General features: G+C 65.9%; 27 protein-coding genes. 14 read left to right on the forward strand and 13 right to left on the reverse strand.

The genetic code is table 11. From position 1 onward, the window contains the following. Positions 1-86: 86 nt before the first annotated feature. Positions 87-1,145, forward strand: a complete 1,059-nt coding sequence (locus IFT67_RS14670) for a CoA transferase (RefSeq protein ID WP_192238945.1) — start codon at positions 87-89, stop codon at positions 1,143-1,145. Positions 1,146-1,155: 10 nt separating this feature from the next. On the opposite strand, the gene IFT67_RS14675 is transcribed toward IFT67_RS14670, so the two are convergent. Next, complete coding sequence (locus tag IFT67_RS14675) at positions 1,156-2,040, reverse strand: HpcH/HpaI aldolase/citrate lyase family protein (protein WP_192238946.1); 885 nt, start codon at positions 2,038-2,040, stop codon at positions 1,156-1,158. A 209-nt stretch (positions 2,041-2,249) separates the two neighbouring features. Between IFT67_RS14675 and cysD the strand changes: the two genes are divergently transcribed. From cysD to IFT67_RS14690, 3 genes are all read left to right on the forward strand, one after another. Continuing rightward, positions 2,250-3,155, forward strand: coding sequence for a sulfate adenylyltransferase subunit CysD (gene cysD, locus IFT67_RS14680; protein ID WP_192238947.1), 906 nt, complete (start codon positions 2,250-2,252; stop codon positions 3,153-3,155). A gap of 130 nt (positions 3,156-3,285) precedes the next feature. Beyond that, positions 3,286-5,229 carry a sulfate adenylyltransferase subunit CysN gene (cysN, locus tag IFT67_RS14685; protein WP_192238948.1) on the forward strand — a complete coding sequence of 648 codons (1,944 nt, stop codon included), beginning with the start codon at positions 3,286-3,288 and terminating at the stop codon, positions 5,227-5,229. Positions 5,230-5,246: 17 nt separating this feature from the next. Further along, positions 5,247-5,990, forward strand: a complete 744-nt coding sequence (locus IFT67_RS14690) for an inositol monophosphatase family protein (protein WP_192238949.1) — start codon at positions 5,247-5,249, stop codon at positions 5,988-5,990. A gap of 13 nt (positions 5,991-6,003) precedes the next feature. Here the strand turns inward: IFT67_RS14690 and IFT67_RS14695 are convergent, their stop codons facing one another. Together IFT67_RS14695 and IFT67_RS14700 are read right to left on the reverse strand one after the other, a co-directional pair. After that, positions 6,004-6,261, reverse strand: coding sequence for a hypothetical protein (locus IFT67_RS14695; protein ID WP_107953897.1), 258 nt, complete (start codon positions 6,259-6,261; stop codon positions 6,004-6,006). A 39-nt stretch (positions 6,262-6,300) separates the two neighbouring features. After that, positions 6,301-7,194 carry an aldo/keto reductase family oxidoreductase gene (locus tag IFT67_RS14700; RefSeq protein WP_192238950.1) on the reverse strand — a complete coding sequence of 298 codons (894 nt, stop codon included), beginning with the start codon at positions 7,192-7,194 and terminating at the stop codon, positions 6,301-6,303. A gap of 94 nt (positions 7,195-7,288) precedes the next feature. Between IFT67_RS14700 and IFT67_RS14705 the strand changes: the two genes are divergently transcribed. The 4 genes from IFT67_RS14705 to IFT67_RS14720 all read left to right on the forward strand — a co-directional run bounded on the left by IFT67_RS14705 (position 7,289) and on the right by IFT67_RS14720 (position 11,158). Continuing rightward, positions 7,289-8,194 carry a LysR family transcriptional regulator gene (locus IFT67_RS14705; RefSeq protein ID WP_192238951.1) on the forward strand — a complete coding sequence of 302 codons (906 nt, stop codon included), beginning with the start codon at positions 7,289-7,291 and terminating at the stop codon, positions 8,192-8,194. Between the two features lie 79 nt (positions 8,195-8,273). Continuing rightward, entirely contained in the window at positions 8,274-8,996 is a 723-nt protein-coding gene (locus IFT67_RS14710) for a response regulator (RefSeq protein ID WP_192238952.1), read from the forward strand. A gap of 50 nt (positions 8,997-9,046) precedes the next feature. Next, positions 9,047-10,327 carry a sensor histidine kinase gene (locus IFT67_RS14715; RefSeq protein WP_192239155.1) on the forward strand — a complete coding sequence of 427 codons (1,281 nt, stop codon included), beginning with the start codon at positions 9,047-9,049 and terminating at the stop codon, positions 10,325-10,327. 66 nt (positions 10,328-10,393) lie between these two features. Further along, complete coding sequence (locus IFT67_RS14720; RefSeq protein WP_192238953.1) at positions 10,394-11,158, forward strand: EF-hand domain-containing protein; 765 nt, start codon at positions 10,394-10,396, stop codon at positions 11,156-11,158. A gap of 4 nt (positions 11,159-11,162) precedes the next feature. On the opposite strand, the gene IFT67_RS14725 is transcribed toward IFT67_RS14720, so the two are convergent. Then, positions 11,163-11,678, reverse strand: coding sequence for a Spy/CpxP family protein refolding chaperone (locus tag IFT67_RS14725; RefSeq protein ID WP_192238954.1), 516 nt, complete (start codon positions 11,676-11,678; stop codon positions 11,163-11,165). Between the two features lie 33 nt (positions 11,679-11,711). Continuing rightward, positions 11,712-11,900 carry a hypothetical protein gene (locus IFT67_RS14730; RefSeq protein WP_192238955.1) on the reverse strand — a complete coding sequence of 63 codons (189 nt, stop codon included), beginning with the start codon at positions 11,898-11,900 and terminating at the stop codon, positions 11,712-11,714. 183 nt (positions 11,901-12,083) lie between these two features. Here IFT67_RS14730 and IFT67_RS14735 point away from each other — a divergent pair, with 183 nt between their 5' ends. After that, complete coding sequence (locus IFT67_RS14735; RefSeq protein WP_192238956.1) at positions 12,084-13,379, forward strand: glycoside hydrolase family 130 protein; 1,296 nt, start codon at positions 12,084-12,086, stop codon at positions 13,377-13,379. Between the two features lie 56 nt (positions 13,380-13,435). On the opposite strand, the gene IFT67_RS14740 is transcribed toward IFT67_RS14735, so the two are convergent. Then, positions 13,436-14,023, reverse strand: a complete 588-nt coding sequence (locus IFT67_RS14740) for an isochorismatase family protein (protein ID WP_192238957.1) — start codon at positions 14,021-14,023, stop codon at positions 13,436-13,438. A gap of 81 nt (positions 14,024-14,104) precedes the next feature. Between IFT67_RS14740 and pncB the strand changes: the two genes are divergently transcribed. After that, positions 14,105-15,409: a nicotinate phosphoribosyltransferase gene (pncB, locus tag IFT67_RS14745; protein WP_192238958.1), complete on the forward strand. Its 1,305-nt coding sequence runs from the start codon at positions 14,105-14,107 to the stop codon at positions 15,407-15,409. Positions 15,410-15,554: 145 nt separating this feature from the next. Here the strand turns inward: pncB and IFT67_RS14750 are convergent, their stop codons facing one another. Both IFT67_RS14750 and epsC read right to left on the reverse strand, forming a co-directional pair. After that, entirely contained in the window at positions 15,555-15,893 is a 339-nt protein-coding gene (locus IFT67_RS14750; RefSeq protein WP_056051400.1) for a DUF2794 domain-containing protein, read from the reverse strand. A gap of 13 nt (positions 15,894-15,906) precedes the next feature. Then, on the reverse strand, positions 15,907-16,599 hold the full coding sequence (gene epsC, locus IFT67_RS14755) for a serine O-acetyltransferase EpsC (RefSeq protein WP_056057758.1): 693 nt from the start codon (positions 16,597-16,599) through the stop codon (positions 15,907-15,909). 161 nt (positions 16,600-16,760) lie between these two features. Between epsC and IFT67_RS14760 the strand changes: the two genes are divergently transcribed. Further along, complete coding sequence (locus IFT67_RS14760; RefSeq protein WP_446740820.1) at positions 16,761-17,528, forward strand: sulfite exporter TauE/SafE family protein; 768 nt, start codon at positions 16,761-16,763, stop codon at positions 17,526-17,528. Between the two features lie 115 nt (positions 17,529-17,643). Here the strand turns inward: IFT67_RS14760 and ahpD are convergent, their stop codons facing one another. Beyond that, on the reverse strand, positions 17,644-18,162 hold the full coding sequence (gene ahpD / locus IFT67_RS14765; RefSeq protein ID WP_056057750.1) for an alkylhydroperoxidase, AhpD family: 519 nt from the start codon (positions 18,160-18,162) through the stop codon (positions 17,644-17,646). 130 nt (positions 18,163-18,292) lie between these two features. Beyond that, positions 18,293-18,838, reverse strand: a complete 546-nt coding sequence (locus IFT67_RS14770) for a peroxiredoxin (protein WP_192238960.1) — start codon at positions 18,836-18,838, stop codon at positions 18,293-18,295. A gap of 148 nt (positions 18,839-18,986) precedes the next feature. Between IFT67_RS14770 and IFT67_RS14775 the strand changes: the two genes are divergently transcribed. The 3 genes from IFT67_RS14775 to IFT67_RS14785 all read left to right on the forward strand — a co-directional run bounded on the left by IFT67_RS14775 (position 18,987) and on the right by IFT67_RS14785 (position 21,359). Beyond that, entirely contained in the window at positions 18,987-19,889 is a 903-nt protein-coding gene (locus tag IFT67_RS14775; RefSeq protein WP_060526661.1) for a hydrogen peroxide-inducible genes activator, read from the forward strand. 90 nt (positions 19,890-19,979) lie between these two features. Next, positions 19,980-20,612, forward strand: a complete 633-nt coding sequence (locus tag IFT67_RS14780) for a fasciclin domain-containing protein (RefSeq protein ID WP_192239156.1) — start codon at positions 19,980-19,982, stop codon at positions 20,610-20,612. 135 nt (positions 20,613-20,747) lie between these two features. Next, on the forward strand, positions 20,748-21,359 hold the full coding sequence (locus IFT67_RS14785; protein ID WP_192238961.1) for a fasciclin domain-containing protein: 612 nt from the start codon (positions 20,748-20,750) through the stop codon (positions 21,357-21,359). A 79-nt stretch (positions 21,360-21,438) separates the two neighbouring features. Here the strand turns inward: IFT67_RS14785 and IFT67_RS14790 are convergent, their stop codons facing one another. Genes IFT67_RS14790 through pgsA form a run of 3 tightly spaced genes read right to left on the reverse strand, consistent with a single transcriptional unit; the run spans position 21,439 to position 22,696 of the window. Next, complete coding sequence (locus IFT67_RS14790; protein ID WP_192238962.1) at positions 21,439-21,888, reverse strand: molybdenum cofactor biosynthesis protein MoaE; 450 nt, start codon at positions 21,886-21,888, stop codon at positions 21,439-21,441. Further along, positions 21,885-22,142 (reverse strand): molybdopterin converting factor subunit 1, encoded by a 258-nt coding sequence (gene moaD, locus IFT67_RS14795; RefSeq protein ID WP_056489288.1) that lies wholly within the window; start codon positions 22,140-22,142, stop codon positions 21,885-21,887. Before moaD ends, IFT67_RS14790 begins: the two co-directional genes overlap by 4 nt. A gap of 2 nt (positions 22,143-22,144) precedes the next feature. Next, positions 22,145-22,696 (reverse strand): CDP-diacylglycerol--glycerol-3-phosphate 3-phosphatidyltransferase, encoded by a 552-nt coding sequence (gene pgsA, locus IFT67_RS14800; protein ID WP_056489286.1) that lies wholly within the window; start codon positions 22,694-22,696, stop codon positions 22,145-22,147. Positions 22,697-22,732 lie beyond the last annotated feature (36 nt).

A 22,732-nucleotide genomic window follows, 5' to 3' on the forward strand; every position in this document is an offset into this window, starting at 1 on the left:
CAGGAATCCAGGACCACGGACGGCAACGCTCGTGATCCTGGGCTCCTGCGTTCGCAGGGGAACCGGGCAGTAGGAATACCGACCCGGTGACAGCGCTCGCCGGCCTTCGCGTCGTCGAGTTCGCCAGCATCGGGCCGGGCCCGCATGCCGCGATGCTGCTTTCCGATCTCGGCGCGGAGGTGCTGCGGATCGAACGGGTCGGCGGGGGTTTTCGCAATGCGGTGCTCGACCGCGGCCGCGCGCGGCTCGCGCTCGACATCCGCACATCTGAGGGACGGGACCGGGCGCTGGCAATCACGGCCCGCGCCGATGTCGTGATCGAAGGGCTTCGACCGGGCGTGATGGAACGGCTCGGGCTTGGTCCGGACGTCATGCTCGAACGCAATCCGCGGCTCGTTTATGGGCGGATGACCGGATGGGGACAGACCGGACCGCTCGCACAGGTGGCGGGGCACGATCTCAATTACATCGCACTCAGCGGCGCCCTGGCAGCGATCGGCACGCCGGGGACACCGCCGCCGCCGCCGCTCAACCTGATCGGCGATTTCGGCGGCGGGTCGCTGTATCTCGTCACCGGTATCCTTGCGGCGCTGCTCGAACGCGCACGATCGGGACTGGGGCAAGTCGTCGATGCGGCGATCGTCGACGGGGTCTCGTCGATGATGGCGCTGTTCGCGGGAATGGTCCCGGCTGGCGTCATGTCGATGGACCGCAAGCGCAATTTGCTCGGCGGTGCGGCACCGTTCTACCGCTGTTACACTTGCGCCGATGGTCGGTACGTCTCGGTGGGGGCGATCGAGCCGAAATTCTATGCCGAGCTGCTCGATCGGCTGGGGCTTCCTGCCGACCTCGCGGCGGACCAGATGGTCGTCGAGCGCTGGCCCGAAACCGCGCGACGCTTTGCCGCGGTGTTCGTGACCCGGTCGCGGGACGACTGGTGCGATGCGCTGGAAGGCACCGACACCTGCTTTGCGCCGGTGCTCGAACTCGACGAGGTGCCGGCGCATCGCCACATGGCGGATCGCGGTGTCGTCGTCGACGGCATCTGGCAGGCAGCCCCTGCCCCGCGCCTGTCCCGCACGCCGGGCCGGATCGCCTCCACCTCCGATGGCACGGCGCTGCTGGCGGAATGGGGGGTCGGCTAGGACACCTCGGTCACGCGCGCCCGACCTGCCGCAACAGATGCTCCGCGCGCGACAAATACGGTCGGTCGAGCATGCCGCCCTTGTAGCCGATCGTGCCGACGCCGGGATTGGCCGCGAACAGATCGACGATCGCCTGCGCCTCGGCGATCTCCGCCTCGGTCGGCGTGAAGGCGGCGTTGATCACGTCGACCTGCGCCGGGTGGATCGCAAGCATCCCGCGGTAACCGTCACGCCGGACCTGCTCCGCGCGTGTCTTAAGCGTATCGAGATCGCGAAAGTCGCCCTGGATCGTCTCGATCGCGGTGACGCCTGCCGCCGCGGCACCCAGCAGGCACATCGACCGCGCCAGTTCATAGATGAAGCGGTAGCTGCCATCGGGATTGCAGTTCGCGCTTGCGCCGATCGAGTCCGCCAAGTCCTCCGCGCCCCAGGTCAGCGCGACCACTCGAGGCGCGCCCTTATAGTCGCCCGTGTGGAACATCGCTTCCGCCGTCTCGGTGATCAGCACGATCACCGGGGTCGACCCGATCGCGATGCCGTTCGCCGCCTCGAACGCGGACAGGTAGTGGTCGAGCCGTTCGACATCCTGCCGCCCGGCGACCTTGGGCAGCATGATCCCGCCCGGCCGCGCCGGCATGATCGCGGCGAGATCGGTAAGCGTATACGGTCCGCCGAGCGGATTGACCCGCACCCACATCCGCGCGCGGTGTGCGACATTTGCGGTCAGCACGTCGTGGACGGTCTGGCGGGCGAGCGGCTTGTTCTCGGTGGTCACCGCGTCTTCGAGATCGAACAGGACGATGTCGGCGCTGCCCTCGATCGCCTTGGTCATCTTGCGTTCGCTGTCCCCCGGCGCGAACAACCAGGAGCGCATTTTCAACGAAGCAACGGACATGGCGGCATGGTCCCAGACGGATCGAAACAGGTGCGTTGCGTACGGCGTCGATCGCGGGCGGGCAACTGCGGCGCAGGTTCGCCGCGAAATCGTGCATGGTGCGCAGTGCCATCACCGGGGCATGAGATAGCGAAGCGTTCCCCGACCGAAGAATGCATTGATTGCCGACACCGCCCTGCGCCGGGCAAACGGCGCCGCGGAGACACATCATGGCGAAGACACTCACCCATCTGGAACGGCTCGAGGCGGAGGCGATCCACATCCTGCGCGAAGTCGTCGCCGAGGCCGACAAGCCGGTAATGCTGTATTCTGTCGGCAAGGATTCGGCCGTGATGCTGCATCTCGCGCGGAAAGCCTTCTACCCCTCGCCCCCGCCCTTCCCGTTGCTGCACGTCGACACGACCTGGAAATTCCAGGAAATGTATAAGCTGCGCGACCGGATGGCGGCGGAAAGCGGCATGGAGTTGCTCGTCTACCAGAACCCCGAAGCCGCCGCGCGTGGGATCAATCCGTTCGATCACGGTGCACTCCACACCGACATGTGGAAGACGGAGGGCTTGAAGCAGGCGCTCAACCTGCACGGGTTCGACGCGGCATTCGGTGGCGCGCGGCGCGACGAGGAAAAATCGCGCGCCAAGGAACGCATCATCTCGTTCCGCACCGCGACGCATGGCTGGGATCCGAAGAACCAGCGCCCCGAATTGTGGAACCTCTACAATGCGCGAAAATCGAAGGGCGAGAGCATCCGTGTGTTCCCGATCTCGAACTGGACCGAGCTCGACGTCTGGCAATACATCCAACTCAACGACGTGCCGATCGTGCCGCTCTACTACGCGGGCGTCCGCCCCACGGTAGAGCGCGACGGCATGCTGCTGATGGTCGACGACGATCGCTTCCGCCTCGAACCCGGCGAGGTCCCGGTCGATCGCTCGATCCGCTTCCGCACGCTCGGTTGCTATCCGCTGACGGGTGCGGTCGAGAGCACGGCGTCGACGCTGTCCGAGATCATCCAGGAAACGCTGCTGACCACGACCAGCGAACGCCAGGGCCGCGCGATCGACAAGGATTCCGGCGGCGCGGGCATGGAGAAGAAGAAACAGGAGGGCTATTTCTGATGCAGCCCCTCCCACCCTCAGCCGTCATCCCCCTGTCCGTCATCCCAGCGAACGCTGGGATCTCGTGCCGCGAGGGCACGCTCACGACCGCAAGAGATTCCAGCTTTCGCTGGAATGACGGAGTTCTCTGATGTCCGACGCCGTTACAATCCCGCAAACCTCCGCCTACCAGACCGACGCGTTGATCGCCGAGGATATCGACGCGTATCTCGACCAGCATCGCAACAAGACGATGCTGCGCTTCATCACCTGTGGGTCGGTCGACGACGGCAAGTCGACGCTGATCGGCCGGCTGCTTTATGATTCCAAGATGATCTTCGAGGACCAACTTGCGGCGCTCGAAGCAGACAGCAAGCGCGTCGGCACGCAAGGTGGCGAGATCGACTTCGCGCTGCTGGTCGACGGGCTCGCCGCCGAGCGCGAACAGGGCATCACGATCGACGTCGCCTATCGCTTCTTCTCGACCGAAAAGCGCAAGTTCATCGTCGCGGATACGCCCGGCCACGAACAATATACCCGCAACATGGTGACCGGCGCGTCGACCGCCGATCTGGCCGTGATCCTGGTCGATGCGCGCAAGGGCGTGCTCACGCAGACCAAGCGCCACAGCTATCTGGCGCACCTGATCGGCATCCGGAACCTCGTGCTCGCGGTCAACAAAATGGACCTGATCGGCTACGATCAGGCGCGCTACGACGAGATCGTCGGGGAGTATTCGGCGTTCGCGAAGAGCATCGGGATCACCACGTTCACGCCGATGCCGATCTCGGGGTTCAAGGGCGACAACATCTCCCTCAGGTCCGAAACCATGCCCTGGTATTCCGGCCCGACGTTGATGGAACACCTCGAAGCCGTCGATGTCGATGTCGACGACGACCAGGCCAAGCCGTTCCGGATGAGCGTGCAGTGGGTCAACCGCCCCAACCTCGATTTCCGCGGTTTCTCGGGCCAGATCGCGGCTGGCACGGTCAAGCCCGGCGACGCGATCCGTGTGCTGCCCGGTGGCAAGACCTCGACGATCAGCCGGATCACGACGCTCGACGGCGACCTCGACGAGGCGGTCGCGGGGCAGTCCGTCACCTTGTCGTTCGCCGACGAGATCGACTGCTCGCGCGGCAACGTCATCGCCGCATCGGACGCACCGCCCGAAACCGCGGATCAGTTCGAGACGACGATCGTCTGGATGGACGACGAGCCGCTGATCGTAGGTCGCTCGTACTGGCTGAAGCTCGGCACGCAGATGGTGTCCGCCACCGTTCGCGAGCCGAAATACCAGGTCAACGTCAACACGATGGAGCGGCTCGCGACCAAAACGCTGGAGCTGAACGCGATCGGCGTCGCGGAGATCACCACCGATCGCGCGATCGTGTTCGAGGCCTATGCGCACGAGGGAGCGGCGCCGAACAAGGTGCTCGGCGGGTTCATCCTGATCGACAAGATCACCAACGCTACCGTCGCCGCGGGGATGGTCCATTTCAGCCTGCGCCGCTCGCAGAACGTCCACTGGCAGGCAACCGATATCGGCCGCGAGGCGCATGCCGGGCTGAAGAACCAGAAACAGGCGGTGCTGTGGTTCACCGGGCTGTCGGGCGCGGGCAAGTCGACGATCGCCAACGAAGTCGAGAAGCAGCTCAACCTGATGAACCGGCACACCTTCCTGCTCGACGGCGACAACATCCGCCACGGGCTGAACAAGGATCTTGGCTTCACCGAGGCCGACCGGATCGAGAATATCCGCCGCGTCGGCGAGGTCGCCAAGCTGATGGCGGACGCCGGGCTGATCGTGCTCACCGCGTTCATCTCGCCGTTCCGTGCCGAGCGCGACATGGTGCGCGCGATGCTGCCGGCGGGCGAATTCATCGAGATCTTCGTCGACACGCCGCTCGATGTGGCGGAAGGTCGCGACGTGAAGGGTCTCTACAAGAAAGCACGGGCGGGCGATTTGAAGAACTTTACCGGGATCGACAGCCCCTACGAGGCGCCGCTCAACGCAGAGATTCGCGTCAACACGGTCGAGATGACGCCGGTCGATGCGGCCGCGTTCATCGTCCGCCAGATCATGCCGCTCAAGTGAGCGCCGATCGTAACACAGTGGTCGAAAGCGACGTCCGTCTCGCCGAACGCCTCGCCACCGAGGCGGGCGAGATATTGCTCGCGTTGCAGAAAAGCAGCGGGCTGACCGGCAAGGACCTCGGCAAGGCGGGCGACGAACAGGCCAACACCTTCCTCATGCGGATGCTGCGCGCGGCGCGGCCCGACGACGCGATCCTGTCCGAGGAAGAGAAGGACACCGGCGATCGCTGTTCGGTGCGCCGCGCGTGGATCGTCGATCCGCTCGACGGCACGCGCGAATATGGCGAAGGGCGGACCGACTGGGCGGTGCACGTCGCGCTTGCCATCGACGGCGTCGCGATCGTGGGCGCCGTGGCGCTGCCCGGGCTCGGGATGACGCTGACCTCGGGTTCGCCGAAGCCGTTGGAACCCGCGGGCGATCCGCTCCGCATGCTGGTCAGCCGCAGCCGTCCGGCGCGCGAGGCGGTCGCGGTCGCCGAGACGTTGGGGGCGACGCTTGTGCCTATGGGCTCGGCGGGCGCGAAGGCGATGGCCGTGGTCCGCGGCCAGGCGGACATCTACCTCCACACCGGCGGGCAGTATGAGTGGGACAATTGCGCACCGATCGCGGTCGCGCAGGCGGCAGGGCTGCACGTCAGCCGCGTCGACGGATCGCCGCTCGTCTATAATTGCGCCGATCCGTATCTGCCCGACCTGCTGATCTGTCGGATGGAACTGGCGACGCAGGTGCTCGACCTGGTGAAGGCGCTACCGCCTGCCTGAACGGCGGGCGGTATCAGCCGTCGGAGGCCACCAGCTCGACGAACTCGAAGTCGTAGCGCTGCCATCCGCGTTGCGCCGCGGCCTCGGCGAGTGCGTTACGCTTCTTCTTCGCCTCGACCAGCGACTTGGTGTGGCCCCAGAATATCTCGGTCTTGCCGTTGGCCAGCACCGCGACGATCCGCCAGTAATGCGTGAAAGGCGTCGACGTAGGGCCGATCGTCTTCACATAACCGTCGGGCAGCGTCGCGGTGAGGTAGCGTTTCTTGGCCATGACGCTGCCGTTAGCCGTCCGCCGCCCGGACGGAAATGCTTACTCGCTAGCGGCGTCCTTCCCGATGCGATCGAGTGTCGCGATCGCGTCGGCCGGCAACACGATCTCCCCCGCCGCCAAATTCTCGTGCAGATGACCGACCGACGACGTGCCGGGGATCAGCAGGATGTTCGGCGACCGCTGCAACAGCCAGGCGAGCGCGACCTGCATCGGCGTCGCGTCCAGGTTCCGCGCGACGTCCGACAACGCGGTCGACTGCAACGGCGAGAACCCACCGAGCGGGAAGAACGGGACGTACGCGATCCCCGCCTCCGCCAGATCGTCGATCAGCGCATCGTCGTCGCGGTGCGCGAGGTTATACTGGTTCTGCACGCAGGCGATCGTCGCCATCGACCGCCCTTCCGCGACCTGCGTCGGCGTAACGTTGCTGAGCCCGATATGGCGGACCAGACCCTGTCGCTGGAGATCGACAAGTGTAGCGAGCGGCTCGGCGATCGAGCCCTCGGCGGGTCCGTGCACGTCGAACATGATCCGCAGGTTGACGACGTCGAGCGTCTCCAGTCCGAGGTTGCGCAGATTGTCATGAACCGCGCTGGTCAGCTCCGCCGCCGATGTAGCGAGGTCCCATGACCCTTCCGGCCCGCGCCGCGCGCCGATCTTGGTGACGATTACGAGGTCGTCGGAATACGGGTGCAGCGCCTCGCGGATTAGGCGATTGGTGACGTGCGGGCCATAGAAATCGCTCGTATCGATATGGTTCACGCCGCCCGCCACCGCCGCACGCAGAACCGCGAGTGCCGCGTCGTGATCCTTCGGCGGACCGAATACGCCCGGCCCTGCGAGCTGCATCGCGCCATAGCCGATCCGCTTCACGCTACGATCGCCCAATCTAGCGGTGCCGGCTACGGCAATCTCTGTGTCGAACTGCGTCATGGTCGTGTCCTCCATTGTGTGACCGCAATATGGACCCGACGCTATTTTGGGATAACAGGGCATTATCGGCACAGGCCGTTCGGAAGGACGCACAATGGCAGCGGACATCGGCGATCTGAACGCATTCGTCACGGTCGCCCGCGCGGGCGGTTTTCGCGAGGGTGCGCGTGCCAGTGGCGGAAGCGCATCCGGGCTGAGCGAAGCGGTCAGGCGGCTCGAAGCGAAGTTCGGCGTACGGTTGCTCAACCGGACCACGCGAAGCGTCGCGCCGACCGAAGCGGGTGCGCGGCTGCTCGATCGGCTCGGGCCGGCGCTGGCCGAGGTCGAGGCGGCGCTCGACGTGGTCAACGGCTATCGCGATTCGCCGTCCGGACCGCTGCGGCTGAACGTGCCGGTCAGCGCCGCGCGGCTGGTCCTGCCCAGCATCGTGCCCGCGTTCCTCGCGGCCTATCCCGACATCGAGTTACACGTGATTGCGGAGGACGGCTTCGTCGACATGCTCGCAGCCGGATGCGATGCGGGAATCCGGTACGACGAACGGCTGGAACAGGACATGATCGCGGTGCCGATCGGACCGCGAGAACAGCGTTTCGCGACCGCTGCGTCGCCCGGCTATCTCGCGCGCCGCGGCACGCCTTCGCATCCCCGCGACCTGCTCGATCATGCCTGTATTCGCGGTCAGTTCGCCAGCGGCGCGATGGACGATTGGGAGTTCGAGCGCGACGGCGAGGTCGTCAAGGTCGCGACGACCGGCCCGTTGATCGTCCGCATCGGCGCAGCGACCGATCTCGCGGTCGACGCCGCGATCGCGGGGACCGGCATCATCCACCTCTTCGAGGATTGGCTGCGACCGCATCTCGACAGCGGCGCCCTGGTACCCGTGATCGAGCCATGGTGGCAGCGCTTTTCCGGCCCGTTCCTCTATTATCCCGGTCGGCGATATCTGCCGGCGCCGCTTCGTGCGTTCATCGATTTCGTCGCAGCCCGGCGGATCGTCTAATGGCTTGTCCCGCTTCGGAAATCACCGCCGCCGCCGATGCTGAAACATGCCGAACACACTCATGCCCCAGGAACGCCCGATGACTCCACGTTCCGCCCTCGATTCGACGAAACCCGTGCTGCTGGTCGTCGACGACGATCACATGATCCGCACGCTGCTGGCGCAGAGCCTCGGCATGCACGGCTATCAGGTCGAGACCGCGACGAATGCCGCCGAAATGGACGGCGTGCTGGCGCGGTGCCCGGTGTCGCTGATCCTGCTCGACGTGATGATGCCGGGCGAGGACGGCCTGTCGGCCTGCCGTCGACTGGCGCGAGCGGGCGCGCCGCCCGTCGTGATGCTGAGCGCGCTCGGCGACGAACCCGATCGGATCCTGGGGCTGGAGATCGGGGCGAGCCATTACCTGTCCAAGCCGTGCAGTCCGCGTGAAATCCTGGCGACCGTCCGTGCCGCATTGCGCGCCCGCGAGATGCAGGATGCGGGCGAAAGCCGCGCGTTCGGTTTTCTCGGCTGGCGGGTCGATTTCGCCGCGCACGAACTGTTCGATCCCGAGGGCGTGCTTATCGACCTGACCGATGGCGAGTTCGCGGTGCTGCGCGCCTTTGTCGAGCGACCACGCCGCGTGCTGGCGCGTGACGCGCTGCTGGAGGCGGCACGTGGGCCCGACACCGAAGCATTCGATCGCGCGATCGATGTCCAGGTCAGCCGCTTGCGCCGCAAGCTCAGGTCGCGCGGGGACGAGATCATCCGGACGATCCGCAACGAAGGCTATTTCTTCGTTCCGCGCGTGGTGCGCCAGTGAGGAGCAGCGTTCAGCGTTCATGGCCGCTGTTTCTTCGCATCTTCGCGCTGATGCTCGGAACGGTGCTGCTGGTGCAGATCCTCAACTTCGCGATCCTGCTGATGATGCCGCCACCGACGCCGGCGATCTTCACCGCCAATCGCGTCGCCGCCGTCGCACGGGCGGGGCGTGATCCTACCGGGTTGCTCAAGAGCGAGATATCGAACGGACCACCACGCCAGACTGACAATCCACGCGACCGCCGCATCGCCGCGTCGATCGCTGGCGACCTCGGCCTCCCCCGGACGAAGGTGACCGTGGAAACCGAGCGCTCGGCGATGCCGATGTTCGCCGGCGCGTTTCGCCCGCCGATGGCGATGGGCATGGGACCGCGGCATCATCCGCCATCGTTCGATACCGCGTTGTTCGGCCCCTTCGTCGTCTCGATCGAAACACCGGACGGCCGGTGGCGCGTGATCCAGCCGAGCCACAACATGATCGGCCCTTGGCGGATGCGGATCATCCTGTGGTTCCTGGTCGCGATGGCGGTCGCAGCGCCGATCGCTTGGGCGCTCGCACGACGAGTCGCCAAGCCGATCAAGCTGTTCGCCGCCGCCGCCGAACGGCTCGGTCGCGATCCGCGGACCGATCCGCTGCCGGTCGCGGGGCCACCTGAAATCGCCGAGGCCGCCAGCGCGTTCAACCTGATGCAGGAGCGGCTGAACCGGTATGTCGAGGATCGGACGACGCTGATCGCGGCGGTCGCGCATGACCTGCGCACGCCGTTGATGCGGTTGTCGCTGCGGCTCGAAAAGGCGCCCGACGATATCCGCGCATCGAGCGAAGGCGACATTCAGGAAATGAACCAGCGGATCGGCTCGGCGATGGCGTTCGTTCGCGACATGACCCGCCATGTCCGCCGCCAGAAGCTCGACCTTCGCTCGCTGGCGGAGAGCGTCACGGACGATTTCGCCGACCGCGGCGACGCGGTCGTGCTGCATCCGGGCGACGCGCTGGCGCTCGAAGGCGATGCGCCGTCGCTGAAGGCGCTGCTGGCGAACCTCGTCGGCAATGCCGTCAAATACGCCGGCCACGCCGACGTGCGGCTGCGGCGCGAAGGTGGAGTCGCGATCGTCGAGGTTTCCGATTCCGGTCCGGGAATGGCGCAGGCCGATCTGGAGCGCGCGTTCGAGCCGTTCTTCCGCGCCGAACAATCGCGCAACCGCGACACCGGCGGCAGCGGGCTCGGCCTGGCGAGTGTCCGTGCGGTCGCTCGCGGCCATGGTGGCGACGCGACGATCGCGAACCGGCCCGAGGGAGGCCTGATCGCGCAGGTAACGCTGCCGGTGTGAAACGGCCTGAAATCTAGCGGCAACGATCGCAGTGTCAGACCGCGGTCGAGGAACCGAGGAGTCTGCATGCGTATCGTCCTTTTGATCGGCCTTGCCGCCACGCTGGCCGGGTGCGCCGCGGATACATCGCGATCGCACCGACCGCGCCGTGGGGGTGGCCCGGAACACGGCAGAGGCCAGCTTTTCATCAGTCCGATGGGCGAGCCGTTTCGCGCGTCGCAACGACCGGGTGCGGCGCAGGACCTATGGTTCGCGGGTGCCGACGCTGATGGCGACGGCCGCGTCACGCTGGCCGAGTTCCAGCGCGATGCCACGCGGTTCTTCGCGGTGCTCGACCGGGGCAAGGACGGCGAGATCGATCCCGACGACATCGCCTTCTACGAAAACGTGCTGGTTCCCGAGATCCGCGTGACGTCGAGCGGACGGGGCGGGTCGCCCGAAGGCCGTGGGCGCAGCCGTGGCGGACCGGGCGGCGGCGGACCGGGCGGGGGGAACCGCGGAGGTGGTAGCGGCGGGGGCGGAGGCGGCGGCCAGGGCATGCATTTCGGCGATGGCGACAAGAAGACCACCGCTGCGGTCCACGAACGGCTCGGTGCGGCGCGCTTCGGATTCTTCGAACTGCCGGAGCCGGTCATCGCCGCCGACGTCAACCTGAACCGCGGCATCGATCCAGCAGAGTTCGCGAAAGCCGCAACCACGCGGTTCGCCGCGCTCGACCGAAACCACGATGGCGCGCTGACCCGCGGCGAGTTGCCCCGCGCGGGTGCCGAGACGTGGCGGAACGGTTCGGACGAACCGCCCGCCCCGCCGCCACCACGCTCCGAACCCTGATTCGTCAGGGGCGCGGTGACATGCCGCCCATCGGCGGTGGAGGGCCATCGCCGTCGTGCATCGGCCCGTGCGGCCCCGGTCCCCGCCCTGGCCCATGCCGCAACCGCATCAACGCTTCGAACGACCGGCGCTGGCCCGCATCGAGCGCCGCGTAGAACGTACGTGCCGCAGCGATACGCTGCGTATCCTTTGCCGAACGCCGCGCGGCGTCCTGCGTCATCCGGTCGAGATGCTGCGCAAATCCGTCGGCTGGTGGCGCCGTGTCCGTTCCGGGCTCCGTTGACCGACCATGCTCGGGACGCGGAGGGGGCGCCATCGACTGCAGGAACGCAGCCAGCGCCGGACGTTGCGGCGCGCGCAGCCCGAGCAGAAGCGCGATGTCGTCGGCCTCCTGCGCCTGCATCTTGGCGATCGCTGCCGGTGGAGGGCCACGTTCCCCGCCATGCTGTGCGAGCGCCGCGGGTGTTGCAGCCAACACCCCCAAGGCCATCAGCGGCCCCGCCAATATCGTCTTCTTCATCAGGTCTTCCCTTTCGTGAACACGGTCGCCGGCTCAGCCCAGCAGTCCCGAGACGATCCATCGGCGACTGACCGCCGACTTCAGGATCGCCGCGCCGCAGCACCGACAGGCAGAGCGCTGGATCGGCTCGCCCTTGATGTCGCGGTGCCGTGACCGCGGCATGTGACGGCCAAGCGCGCAGCCTGCCGCCGCCAATGGTTGCGGTGATGATGACGTCTGCACGCTGCCCCCTCCGATCGATCGAGGCCATCGTCTGGCGGGCGATGTTTTCCGCAGTGTTTCGGCAAGGTTGCAGCACCGACGCAGCGCATATCAGTGACGCCGTTTTCATGTAGCCATCGCAGCGGTTTCGGCGTTCACTGCCGCGCAAGCACCGCGCTCCTGCGCGCGTCATTGGAGCCGACCATGGCCGAACCCGATCTCGTCTCGTTTTCCGATATCCAGTTGCGCCCCGATCCGTCGCGCACCGTGATCCGGCCGTTCAACGTCGAATATCCCGGCGCGTTCAAGGTCGACGGCCATCCGCGCGCGATCCGCGTGATCGACCGCGTCCTGTCGCTCACCGCAGACGAGCTTTCCGCGGAGCGCGAGCGCGTGATGGTGTCGCTCGACGAACGCCACCGCGATGTCGACGATCTGTTGCTGCACCGCTTCGGCGTCGTGATGGCCGTGGTGAACGACCCACGCCCGATCGATCGCGACCAGCAACTGCTGATCGGTGCCTATCTCAGCGAGGAATATTCGTTCGAGGCCGCCGCGTTGTTCAATCCGAGCATGGTCCTGCATCCCGATCAGAGCGGCGCGCCCGAGGGCGGGCTGCGCTTCATCCTGTCGCTACGCGGGATCGGCGAAGGCCATGTCTCGTCGGTCACGTTCAGGACCGGACGCTGGTCGCCGAACGACGGCTTTTCGGTCGACCCCGCCAGCCAGACCGCGGTGCCGCCGCGGATCGAACCGAACGACCAGGGCGCGACCGATGGCGGCCCAACGCGACTGCAATGCGGCGCCAGTCACGAACTCTCCGAGACGGTGCTTTTCCCGATCCTGCCGAGCCAGCGCCAGGGGATCGAGGATCTCCGCCTCGTTCGCTTCGAGGACGCCGGCGAGGTGCAGTATCTCGGCACCTATACCGCGTTCAGCGGCTCGGAAGCGCGGTGCGAACTTTTGCGCGGCGAGGATTTTAAGACGTTCGAGATGCAGCCGATGCGTGGCGCGGTCGCCGCGACCAAGGGCATGGCGTTGTTCCCGCGCAAGATCGACGGGCGCTATGCGATGCTCGGGCGGCAGGACAACGAGAACATCTGGTTCATCACCTCGGACGACCTGCTAACCTGGGACGGCGGCACTAGGGTCGTCGAGCCGAAATGGCCGTGGGAGTTCATCCAGATGGGCAATTGCGGCTCACCGATCGAGATCGACGAGGGCTGGCTGGTGCTGACGCACGGCGTCGGCAGCGTCCGCAACTACTGCATCGGCGCGTGCCTGCTCGACAAGGCCGATCCGACCAGACTGCTCGCCCGCATGACGCACCCGCTGATCGTGCCCAGCCCGAAGGAACGCGACGGGTATGTGCCCAACGTCGTCTATAGTTGCGGCGGGATCGTGCATGATCGGACGTTGCTGCTGCCGTTCGGCGTGGCGGACAATTTCGCGTCGTTCGCGACGGTGGATGTCGGGCGGTTGCTCGCGGCGATGGCGTAGGCGCTCGCCGATCCTCCCCGCCAAGGTGAGGATCGTTTTTCCAGCGATCCGTCAGGTCAGACGACGAGCGCCTTTCCCGCGAAATCTTCCGCTGCAACGACGTCGATCTGCCGTTCGATCCCGCGCGTCAGTCCTGCCGGCAGGGTTACGGCGAAGCCGCGAGCGATCAGTCCGTCGACGGCCCAGCGGACGCAGTAATCCGCCGCGACGCCGATCACCGTGACGTCGGTGACGCCGTTCGCGGCCAGCGCGGTGAAGAAGTCTTCGCGCAGGATCGTCGGCTTGCTCGCGTCGCGCGCGTCTTCGATTGCCAGCCCTGGCTCGGCCCACATGTCGAACACGCCCTTCTCGATCCGCCACGCCGGGATCGACGGGTCGACCTGCACGACGTCGAGCATGTTGGCCCACCCTCGCGTGCCGCGGACACAGTGGATCGGGAACATCTGTGCTTCGGGCGAGGCGGCATAGGTTTCGCGGAAATGCGTATCGAAGGTGAACAGCACGCCTGTAACATCACTCGGACTGAGACCCGACATCCACGCCTGCATCGGTGCGACCAGTGCGTCGGCTCCCGCCACGCTCAACGCGCCGTCGCCCGCCATGAAATCCCACTGCGTATCCACCACGACCACGAACCGCGCCATCGCCCGTCTCCTTTGCCCGCTGCTTGACACAAACGCGTCTTCTCGGACACCCGCACCACAACAACGCAGGAGCCCACGCGCATGGCCGTGACCGATATCGCCACCCGGACGTACAATCACAATTTCCGGCTCGATCCGATCGTGCGCAGCCTGCTCGATACCGATTTCTACAAGCTGTTGATGCTGCAGATGATCCGGCAGGCCTATCCCGACGTCAACGCCACCTTCGCGCTGATCAACCGGACCAAGACGGTGCGGCTGGCGGAGATCGTCGACGAGGCCGAACTGCGCGCGCAGCTCGATCACGCGCGGACGCTGCGGTTCGCGAAGAAGGAGCTGATCTGGCTGGCGGGCAACAGCTTCTATGGCAAGCAGAAGATGTTCGGCCCCGAGTTCCTGGCGTGGCTCGCGGAGTTCCAGCTGCCGGCGTACGATTTGCGCAAGGTCGACGGCCAATATGAACTGCATTTCGAGGGCCCGTGGACCCACACGACGATGTGGGAAATCCCCGCGTTGACGATCATCAACGAGCTGAAGTCGCGCGCGGCCCTGCGCGATCGCGGCCGGTTCGCGCTCGACATCGTCTACGCACGCGCCAAGGCAAAGCTGTGGGAGAAGGTCGAGCGGTTGCGCGAACTGCCCGACCTGGTGCTGTCGGACTTCGGCACGCGGCGGCGGCACGGGTTCCTGTGGCAGCGCTGGTGTGTTGAGGCGCTGAAGGAAGGGCTCGGCGACCGGTTCATCGGTACCTCGAACGTGCTGCTGGCGATGGACGCCGACCTGGAGGCGATCGGGACGAACGCGCACGAACTGCCGATGGTGACCGCCGCGCTGGCCAACAGCGACGCCGAGCTTGCCGAGGCGCCGTACCGCGTGCTCGAGCATTGGCGGCAACATTATAACGGCAATTTGCTGATCGCTCTCCCCGATGCGTTCGGGACGACCGCGTTCCTGCGCAACGCGCCGCACTGGCTGGCGGAGTGGACCGGATTCCGCCCCGACAGCGCGCCGCCGATCGCGGGCGGCGAGCAGATCATCCGCTGGTGGGAGGAACAGGGCGTCGATCCCAAGACCAAGCTGCTGATCTTCTCCGACGGGATGGACATCGACACGATCGAGCAGACCTATCGGCACTTCCACGGGCGGGTACGGATGAGCTTTGGCTGGGGGACGAACCTCACCAACGACTTCCGCGGCTGCGATCCCGACGGCGCGGCAGCGCTGGAGCCGATCTCGCTGGTCTGCAAGGTGATCGAGGCGAACGGGCGGCCGGCGGTGAAGCTGTCGGATAATCCGGCCAAGGCGACCGGTGAACCTGCGGAGATCGCGCGATATCTGCGGGTGTTCGGCGAAGCGGACCGGGCGACGGCGCCGGTGCTGGTGTGACCGTTTCAATCCTCCCCCGCCAGGGGGAGGTGTCGCCGAAGGTGACGGAGGGGGAGGACATGGAACAGAAGTTTCCCTTTCCTCCCCCTCCGTCAGGCAAGCGCCTGCCACCTCCCCCTTGCGGGGGAGGATCAGGAATTCTCGCCTAGTCCTCGACCAGTTTCATGAACCGTCGCTCGACTGGGGCCAGCACCGGCCCGAGTTCATGGCCGCGCTTCACCACCGCGCCGGCCTCGCCAATCAGCGCCCACATCCCCTGCTTGTTGCGCAGCGACGGGCGTTTTTCGATCCGGAACTCCGGCCGTTCCGCGGCGCGGCGGAAGGCGGCGAAGACCGCGGCGTCCTTGCCGAGATCGATCGCATAGTCGCGCCAGTGGCCCGCTGCGACCATCCGGCCGTAGAGATCGAGGATCCGGTTCAGCTCAAGGCGTTCGAAGCCAACCTGCGTCGCCTTCGACGGTGTGGGGAAAGGGACGACGCCCATCAGTTATCCACCATCATGCGCGGTCGCGGCGGTCCTCTGGATGCTCGTCGGCGAGCAGCGCGTCGAGCCGCTTGCGCATCGTCTCCAGCTCGCAACGCATGATCTCCATCTTCTGCGTCGCGGGATCGAACATCTCGCTGCACGGCGTCCCGTAAGGCACGAAGCGCGGCACCTCGGGTGCGTTGCCGCCCTCGATCGTCGTCGCGCGCGCAGGAATACCGACGACCGTCGTGCCCGCAGGCACGTCGCGCGTGACGACCGCGTTGGCGCCAACGCGCGAGCGCTTGCCGAGGGTGATCGGGCCGAGCACCTGCGCGCCCGAGCCGATGATCGCGCCGTCGGAGATGGTCGGATGGCGCTTGCCCTGCACGCCGTTGTCGGGGCTGGTGCCACCGAGCGTGACGCACTGGTAGATCGTCACGTCGTCGCCGATCTCCGCGGTCTCGCCGATCACGACGAAGCCGTGGTCGATGAAGAAATTGCGGCCGATCGTCGCGCCCGGATGGATGTCGATCGCGGTCGTGAAGCGCGACCAGTGGTTGACGCAGCGCGCGAGGAAATAGAGTTTCGCCTTGTACAGGCGGTGCGCGATGCGGTGATAGCCGAGCGCCCAGACGCCCGGGTACAGCATGATTTCGGCGCGCGAATGCGGGGCGGGATCGCGGGCGCGGATCGAATCCAGATAGGCCAGTAATCCGCTCGACATCCGCAGTCCCCTTCGCGATTTCCGTATCTAGGGTATCGAACGACCGATTTCTAGAACCGCGCGCATGGGCGCCTCACCCCGTCAGGATCGGGGTAAAGCCTATCTTTGTTGTGGGATAAGCCCGCGCGTTGCACTCTGCGCGCGATATTGAGGGGATGCCGATGTTCGACCTGACGACCTTGAGCTTCGAGACGCTGTTGCCGTTCATCCTGGTCGGGTTCGCCGCGCAGATCGTCGATGGCGCGCTGGGGATGGCGTTCGGGGTGATTTCGAACACTCTGCTGCTGTGGGTCGGCGTGCCACCGGCCGCGGCGTCGGCGGGCGTGCATACCGTCGAGACCTTCACGACCGCGGTGTCGGGCATCAGCCATGTGCTGCACAAGAACGTCAACTGGACGCTGTTTCTGCGGTTGATGATCCCGGGCGTCATCGGCGGCGTGCTGGGCGCGTACGTGCTGTCTAACATCGACGCGAGCACGGCGAAACCGTTCATCCTCACGTATCTGACGTCGATCGGCGTGTATCTGCTGTACCGCGGGCTGCGCTATCCGCCGAAGCAGAAAGAGCCGAAGATCGTCGAGCCGCTCGGGCTGGTCGGCGGGTTTCTCGATGCCGCGGGCGGTGGCGGCTGGGGGCCGGTGGTGACGTCGAACCTGCTGGTGCAGGGCGCAAGCCCACGGACCACGATCGGGACGGTGAACACGGCCGAGTTCTTCCTGACCGCGACGATCTCGGCGACGTTCATTACCCAGCTTGGCTGGGCGGCGTTCACGCAGGCGACCGTAGGTCTGCTGATTGGCGGCGTCATGGCCGCCCCGTTCGGGGCGATGCTGGCGAAGCGCGTTCCGGCGAAGACGCTGATGGTGCTCGTCGGCGTGATCCTGACGATCACGAGCCTCTTCGGCCTGTACCGCGCGATCTGGCACTGACCAAACTCCCCTCCCGCTTACGGGAGGGGGCGGGGGAGGGCGTGCCAAATATGACGCCGTGCTTGAGGCCAGCCCCTCCCCTAACCGCTCCCGCAAGCGGGAGGGGGACAGAAGGTCACAGCGTCGCGTGGACCGTCGCGACCGCGGCCATCACCGCGCCGATCCGCACCGACGTCTGGATCGCCTCCGCCGTAACGCCGGCCTTCTTCAAAATCTGCTCGTGGCTGTCGATGCACATGCCGCAGCCGTTCATCGCCGACACGGCAAGGCTGAACAGCTCGAAATCGACCTTGTCGATGCCGGGCTGGCCGATCACGTTCATCCGCAGCTTGGCGGGCATGTTGCGGTATTCCTGGTTGCCGGCAAGGTGCGTGAACCGGTAATAGACGTTGTTCATCGCCATCACCGCAGCCGCCGCACGCGCTGCGTTCGCGGCCTCGGGCGAGAGCTTCGGCGCGCATTCGGCCTCGGCGGCTTCGACCAGCGGCTTGTAGCCCGAGCCGTGTGCGCAGGTCAGCAGCAGGCCGTATTTGCGCTGGTCGGTGAGATGTGTCTCGTTCAGCAGCGAGCCGACGTTGAGGCGGATGTCCTTGGCGTAGTCCGGGAGTGTCCCGGCGAATTCCTTGAGCGACATATCTTACTTCCTTCTGCTCCCCTTCCGCCTGCGGGAGGGGTCGGGGGAGGGACTGGAGACAAAAAGAGAGGGCGGCCCGTATGGACACGCCCTCCCCCAACCCCTCCCGTGAACGGGAGGGGAGTTTCAGTTACGCAGCGAGCTGGAGGACGTCGTCGCCCTTGTTCCAGTTGCACGGGCAGAGCTCGTCGGTCTGCAGCGCGTCGAGCACGCGGAGCGTCTCGGCGGGGTTGCGGCCGACGTTCAGGCCGTTGACCTGGACCGCCTGGATGACGTTGTCGGGATCGATGATGAAGGTCGCACGGAACGCGACATGCTCGTTCTTGTCGACGATGCCGAGCGCGTCGGCGAGCTTTGCGCCGTTATCCGCCAGCCACGGGAAGTCCGCGGCGGCAAGGTCCGCGTCCGACTTGCGCCAGGCGAGGTGGACGTGCGCGGTGTCGGTCGACGCGCCGATCAGCACGGCGTCGCGGTCCTCGAAATCGCCGCGGATGTCGCTGTAGCCGACGATCTCGGTCGGGCACACGAACGTGAAGTCCTTCGGCCAGTAGAACAGCACCTTCCACTTGCCGGGATATGCCGTCGTCAGGTCGAGCGTCTCGCCGGCGGGCAGCGCTGCGGTGCCCTGCTGGACGGGAATGGTCATCAATGGGAACTGGTCGCCGATGGTCAACATGATGGAAGCCTCCTGGAAATAAACTTGGCTCCAAGCATCCTCAAAGGCAGCGGTTGTCCCGCTCGGTCGTTGTGCAATGCGGTATATGGGGGCTGGTGTAATCGATCCAACGCTCTATTTATCATCTGATGATCGATAGAGGCGATTAATGGCTGCGACCTACCTACCTACGTTGAAACAGTTGCAATATCTTGTTGCGCTGAAGGACCACGGCCATTTCGGACGTGCCGCGGAGGCGTGTTTCGTGACGCAATCGACGCTGTCGGCGGGCCTGCGCGAGCTCGAAACGCTGATCGGCGTGGTGCTGGTCGAGCGGACCCGTCGAGTCGTGCGGTTCACGCCGCTGGGCGACGGGATCGCCGACAAGGCGCGGCGCGTGCTGCGCGAGGCGGAGGAACTGGGCGACATGGCGCGTGCCGCCGGCCAGCCGCTTTCGGGCGACATGCGGATGAGCGTGATCCCAACGATCGCGCCGTTCATGCTGCCGAGGATACTGCCTCGGTTGCGGAAGGACTATCCGGACCTGAAGCTGTTCCTGCGCGAGGAGCCCAGCGGTCCGGCATGCGAGGGACTGCACAACGGCCGCACCGACTGCGTGCTGCTCGCCCTCCCCTATGCGTGCGGCGAGGTGACGTCGGAGACGCTGTTCGAGGATCGCCTGTTCGTCGCCTATCCGTCTGGCGAAGAGCCGACCGCGCTGCCTGCGATCCCGGCCTCGGCGATCGACGAGACGCGATTGCTGTTGCTCGAGGACGGACACTGCCTGAAGGATCATGCGCTCGGCGCGTGCAACCGGCCGGAGTTGCGCGCGGAGGCGACGATGCTCGGCACGTCGTTGCACACGATCGTGCAGATGGTCGACAACGGGCTCGGCATCACGATGCTACCCGAGATGGCGCTGAAGGCCGGCATCCTCGACAACACCAACATCACCGCCCGCCCGCTCGACGAGATCAACGCGGTGCGCAAGATCGCGCTCGTATGGCGCCGGGCGAGCCCGCGCGAGAAGGACTTCCGGTTGATGGCGAAGGCGCTGGCCGACGTTCAGTAACCGGCTCCGCTCGGCGCGGGATTGGCACGGATGCGCAACCAACTCCGCGTTCGATCGTATGGTTCGCGAGTTCCCGCTGGAGACCCGATGATGTCGAAGACGCTTCCGCTACTGCTGATCACGAGCGCACTGGCGCTCGCTGCGTGCAGTAGCAAATCGAAGGACGACGTGGCCAGTGCGTCGACCACGCCCGCCAATCCCGCGCTTGCCGTGCCGAATGGCCCGCCCGCAGTCGCCAATCCAACCGTCGGCGGCGTGCCGATGATGGCGACGCGGACGATCGTCGACAACGCGTCGGCCGCACCGAACCTGTCGACGCTGGTCGCCGCGGTGAAGGCCGCCGGCCTCGTCGGGACGCTGTCTGGCCCCGGCCCGTTCACGGTATTCGCGCCGACCAACGACGCCTTCGGACGCCTCGCGCCGGGCATGGTCGACACGCTGTTGAAGCCCGAGAATAAGGCATCGTTGACCAAGGTTTTGACGTATCACGTCGTACCGGGCGTCATCACCGCGGACGATTTGCGCCAGCGGATCACCGCTGGTGGCGGCACTGCGACCTTGACCACGGTCGAGGGCGATCCGATCACCGCGACGCTGGTCGGCGCAGTGATCGCGCTCACCGACGTCAACGGTAACAAGAGTTACGTCGAGACCGCAGATGTGCGTCAGTCGAACGGCGTCGTGCACGTCGTAAACGGCGTGATCGTGCCAAAACTAAGCTAGTTTGCAGGCCGTCAGGCTCAGTTCATCGCAGCGATGCGACGCTTTGTCTGCAAAATGATTGAGCCGGATTTACGCACTACCCAAATCTTTCCGTTCGAGTTTCGCAAGTCCCATTCACAATCTCTGGAGTCGCAGATGACTGTCAAGACCAACCTCATGATCGCAGCCGCATCAAGCCTGCTCCTCGCCACCGGTGCGACCGCACAGACGACCGCCCCGCAGACCGCAGCCCCGACCACGCCAGCAACGCCGGGCACGACCGCTGTGCCAGCCGCGCCGGCCTCCGCCGCTACCACGACGATCGCCGCTGCGCTGCCGACGCTGCCGAACCGCGCGACACTGGCCAAGCTGGTGACCGCCGCGAAGTTGCAGACGACGCTTGCGGGCCCTGGCCCGTACACGCTGTTCGCGCCCAGCGACGAAGCGTTCACTCGCCTGCCGGCCGGTGCGCTCGACACGCTGCTCAAGCCCGAGTCGTCGCCGACGCTCGCCACGATCATCAAGTATCACGTTGTTGCAGGCGCGATCACGGCGGAACAGCTGAAGGCACAAATCACCGCAGGCGGTGGTAAGGCCACGCTGACCACGCTTGCCGGCCAGCCGCTGGTCGCATCGCTCGAGGCGAACGGCAACATCGCGCTGACCGATACCGCCGGGATCAAGTCGTTCGTCGACACTGCGGACATCAAGGAGACGAACGGCGTCGTTCATCTCACCAATGGCATGAGCGTCCCGAAGCTCGGCTAATATGATTGCGGGCCGCGATCTCCAGTGAGGTCGCGGCCCGCTTCTTGTTTCCTCGCGAAGCCGGGAAATCGGACCTTCGCTAAGAGCCCGACTTATCCCAGCGAGCAGCGGCGGCGTGATCGTTATCCCGCGCTTCGACCCAGCTAACCTCGACCCCACGCGTTTCGCGCTTCCAGAACGGAGCGTCGGTCTTCAGCCGGTCGATCAAGTACGCGCAGGCCTCCAGAGCGGCGCCACGATGTGCCGCCGTCGCCGCAACGAACACGATCCGCTCTCCCGGATGCATCGGTCCGACACGGTGCACGATGATCGCGGCACTCAGCGACCAACGCTCGATCGCGCCCTCGGCGACATTGAGCAACGCCGCCTCTGTCGCACCGGGATAATGTTCGAGCTCGAGCGTCCCCACGCCGTCGTCAGCACGCACCAGCCCGGTGAACGTCGCCACCGCGCCCGCCCCTGCCGCCTCAGCGCGCGTCATCTCCGCGGCGATATCGATCGGCGATTGCTGGACCGAGATGTGGATCATCCGCCGGTCACCGGTGGGAAGATCGCGATCTCCTGTGCGCGACCGATCGGCGTATCGAGTGGCACGAAATCCTGATCGATCGCCGCGCGCAACCGCGATCGGTTCTCGAAAGCCCCCGCATGCGCCGGGCTGGTCTCGGCCAACCAATCGACCAGGTCCGCCACCGTCACGACGCTCGCCGGCGGTTCGACCGACTCTTCACCCGTGCCGATACGCTCGCGCACCCAGGCGAAATACACCATCCGTATCGTCATGATCAGTCCATGTGCTTCAGGCCGACGCGGAGATAATCCCATCCAGTCAGCAACGTAAGGACGGCCGCACCCCACAGCGCGACGATGCCGACGGTATGCACCCAGACCATCTCGGGCACCGACCCGCCAAGGATGATCCCGCCGAGCGACACAAGCTGCAGCGTCGTCTTCCACTTGGCAAGCTGCGACACCGGCACCGAAACCTGCACCTGCGCCAGAAACTCGCGCAGGCCGGACACAGCGATCTCGCGCAGCAGGATCACGAGCGCGGCGATAACATGGATGCCGGCGATATCGCGCGTGCCGACCAGGATCAGGATCACCGCGGCGACCATAATCTTGTCGGCGATCGGATCGAGAAAAATCCCCAATCGCGACACCGCGCCGCTCGACCGCGCGAGGTATCCGTCGAAATAATCGGTGATGCCCATCAGGCAATACAGCACGAAGGCGATGCCGTACCCAGCCTCCCAGTCGGGCCACCACAGGAACCAGACCAGCAGGGGTACCGCGACGATCCGCGACAATGTCAGGAGGTTAGGCAAGCTCAGCACCCACTACCTCTATACCGGTCGGTCGCGAGGCGAAAC

This window comes from Sphingomonas sp. CFBP 13728 (assembly GCF_014841895.1).
Lineage (GTDB): Bacteria > Pseudomonadota > Alphaproteobacteria > Sphingomonadales > Sphingomonadaceae > Sphingomonas.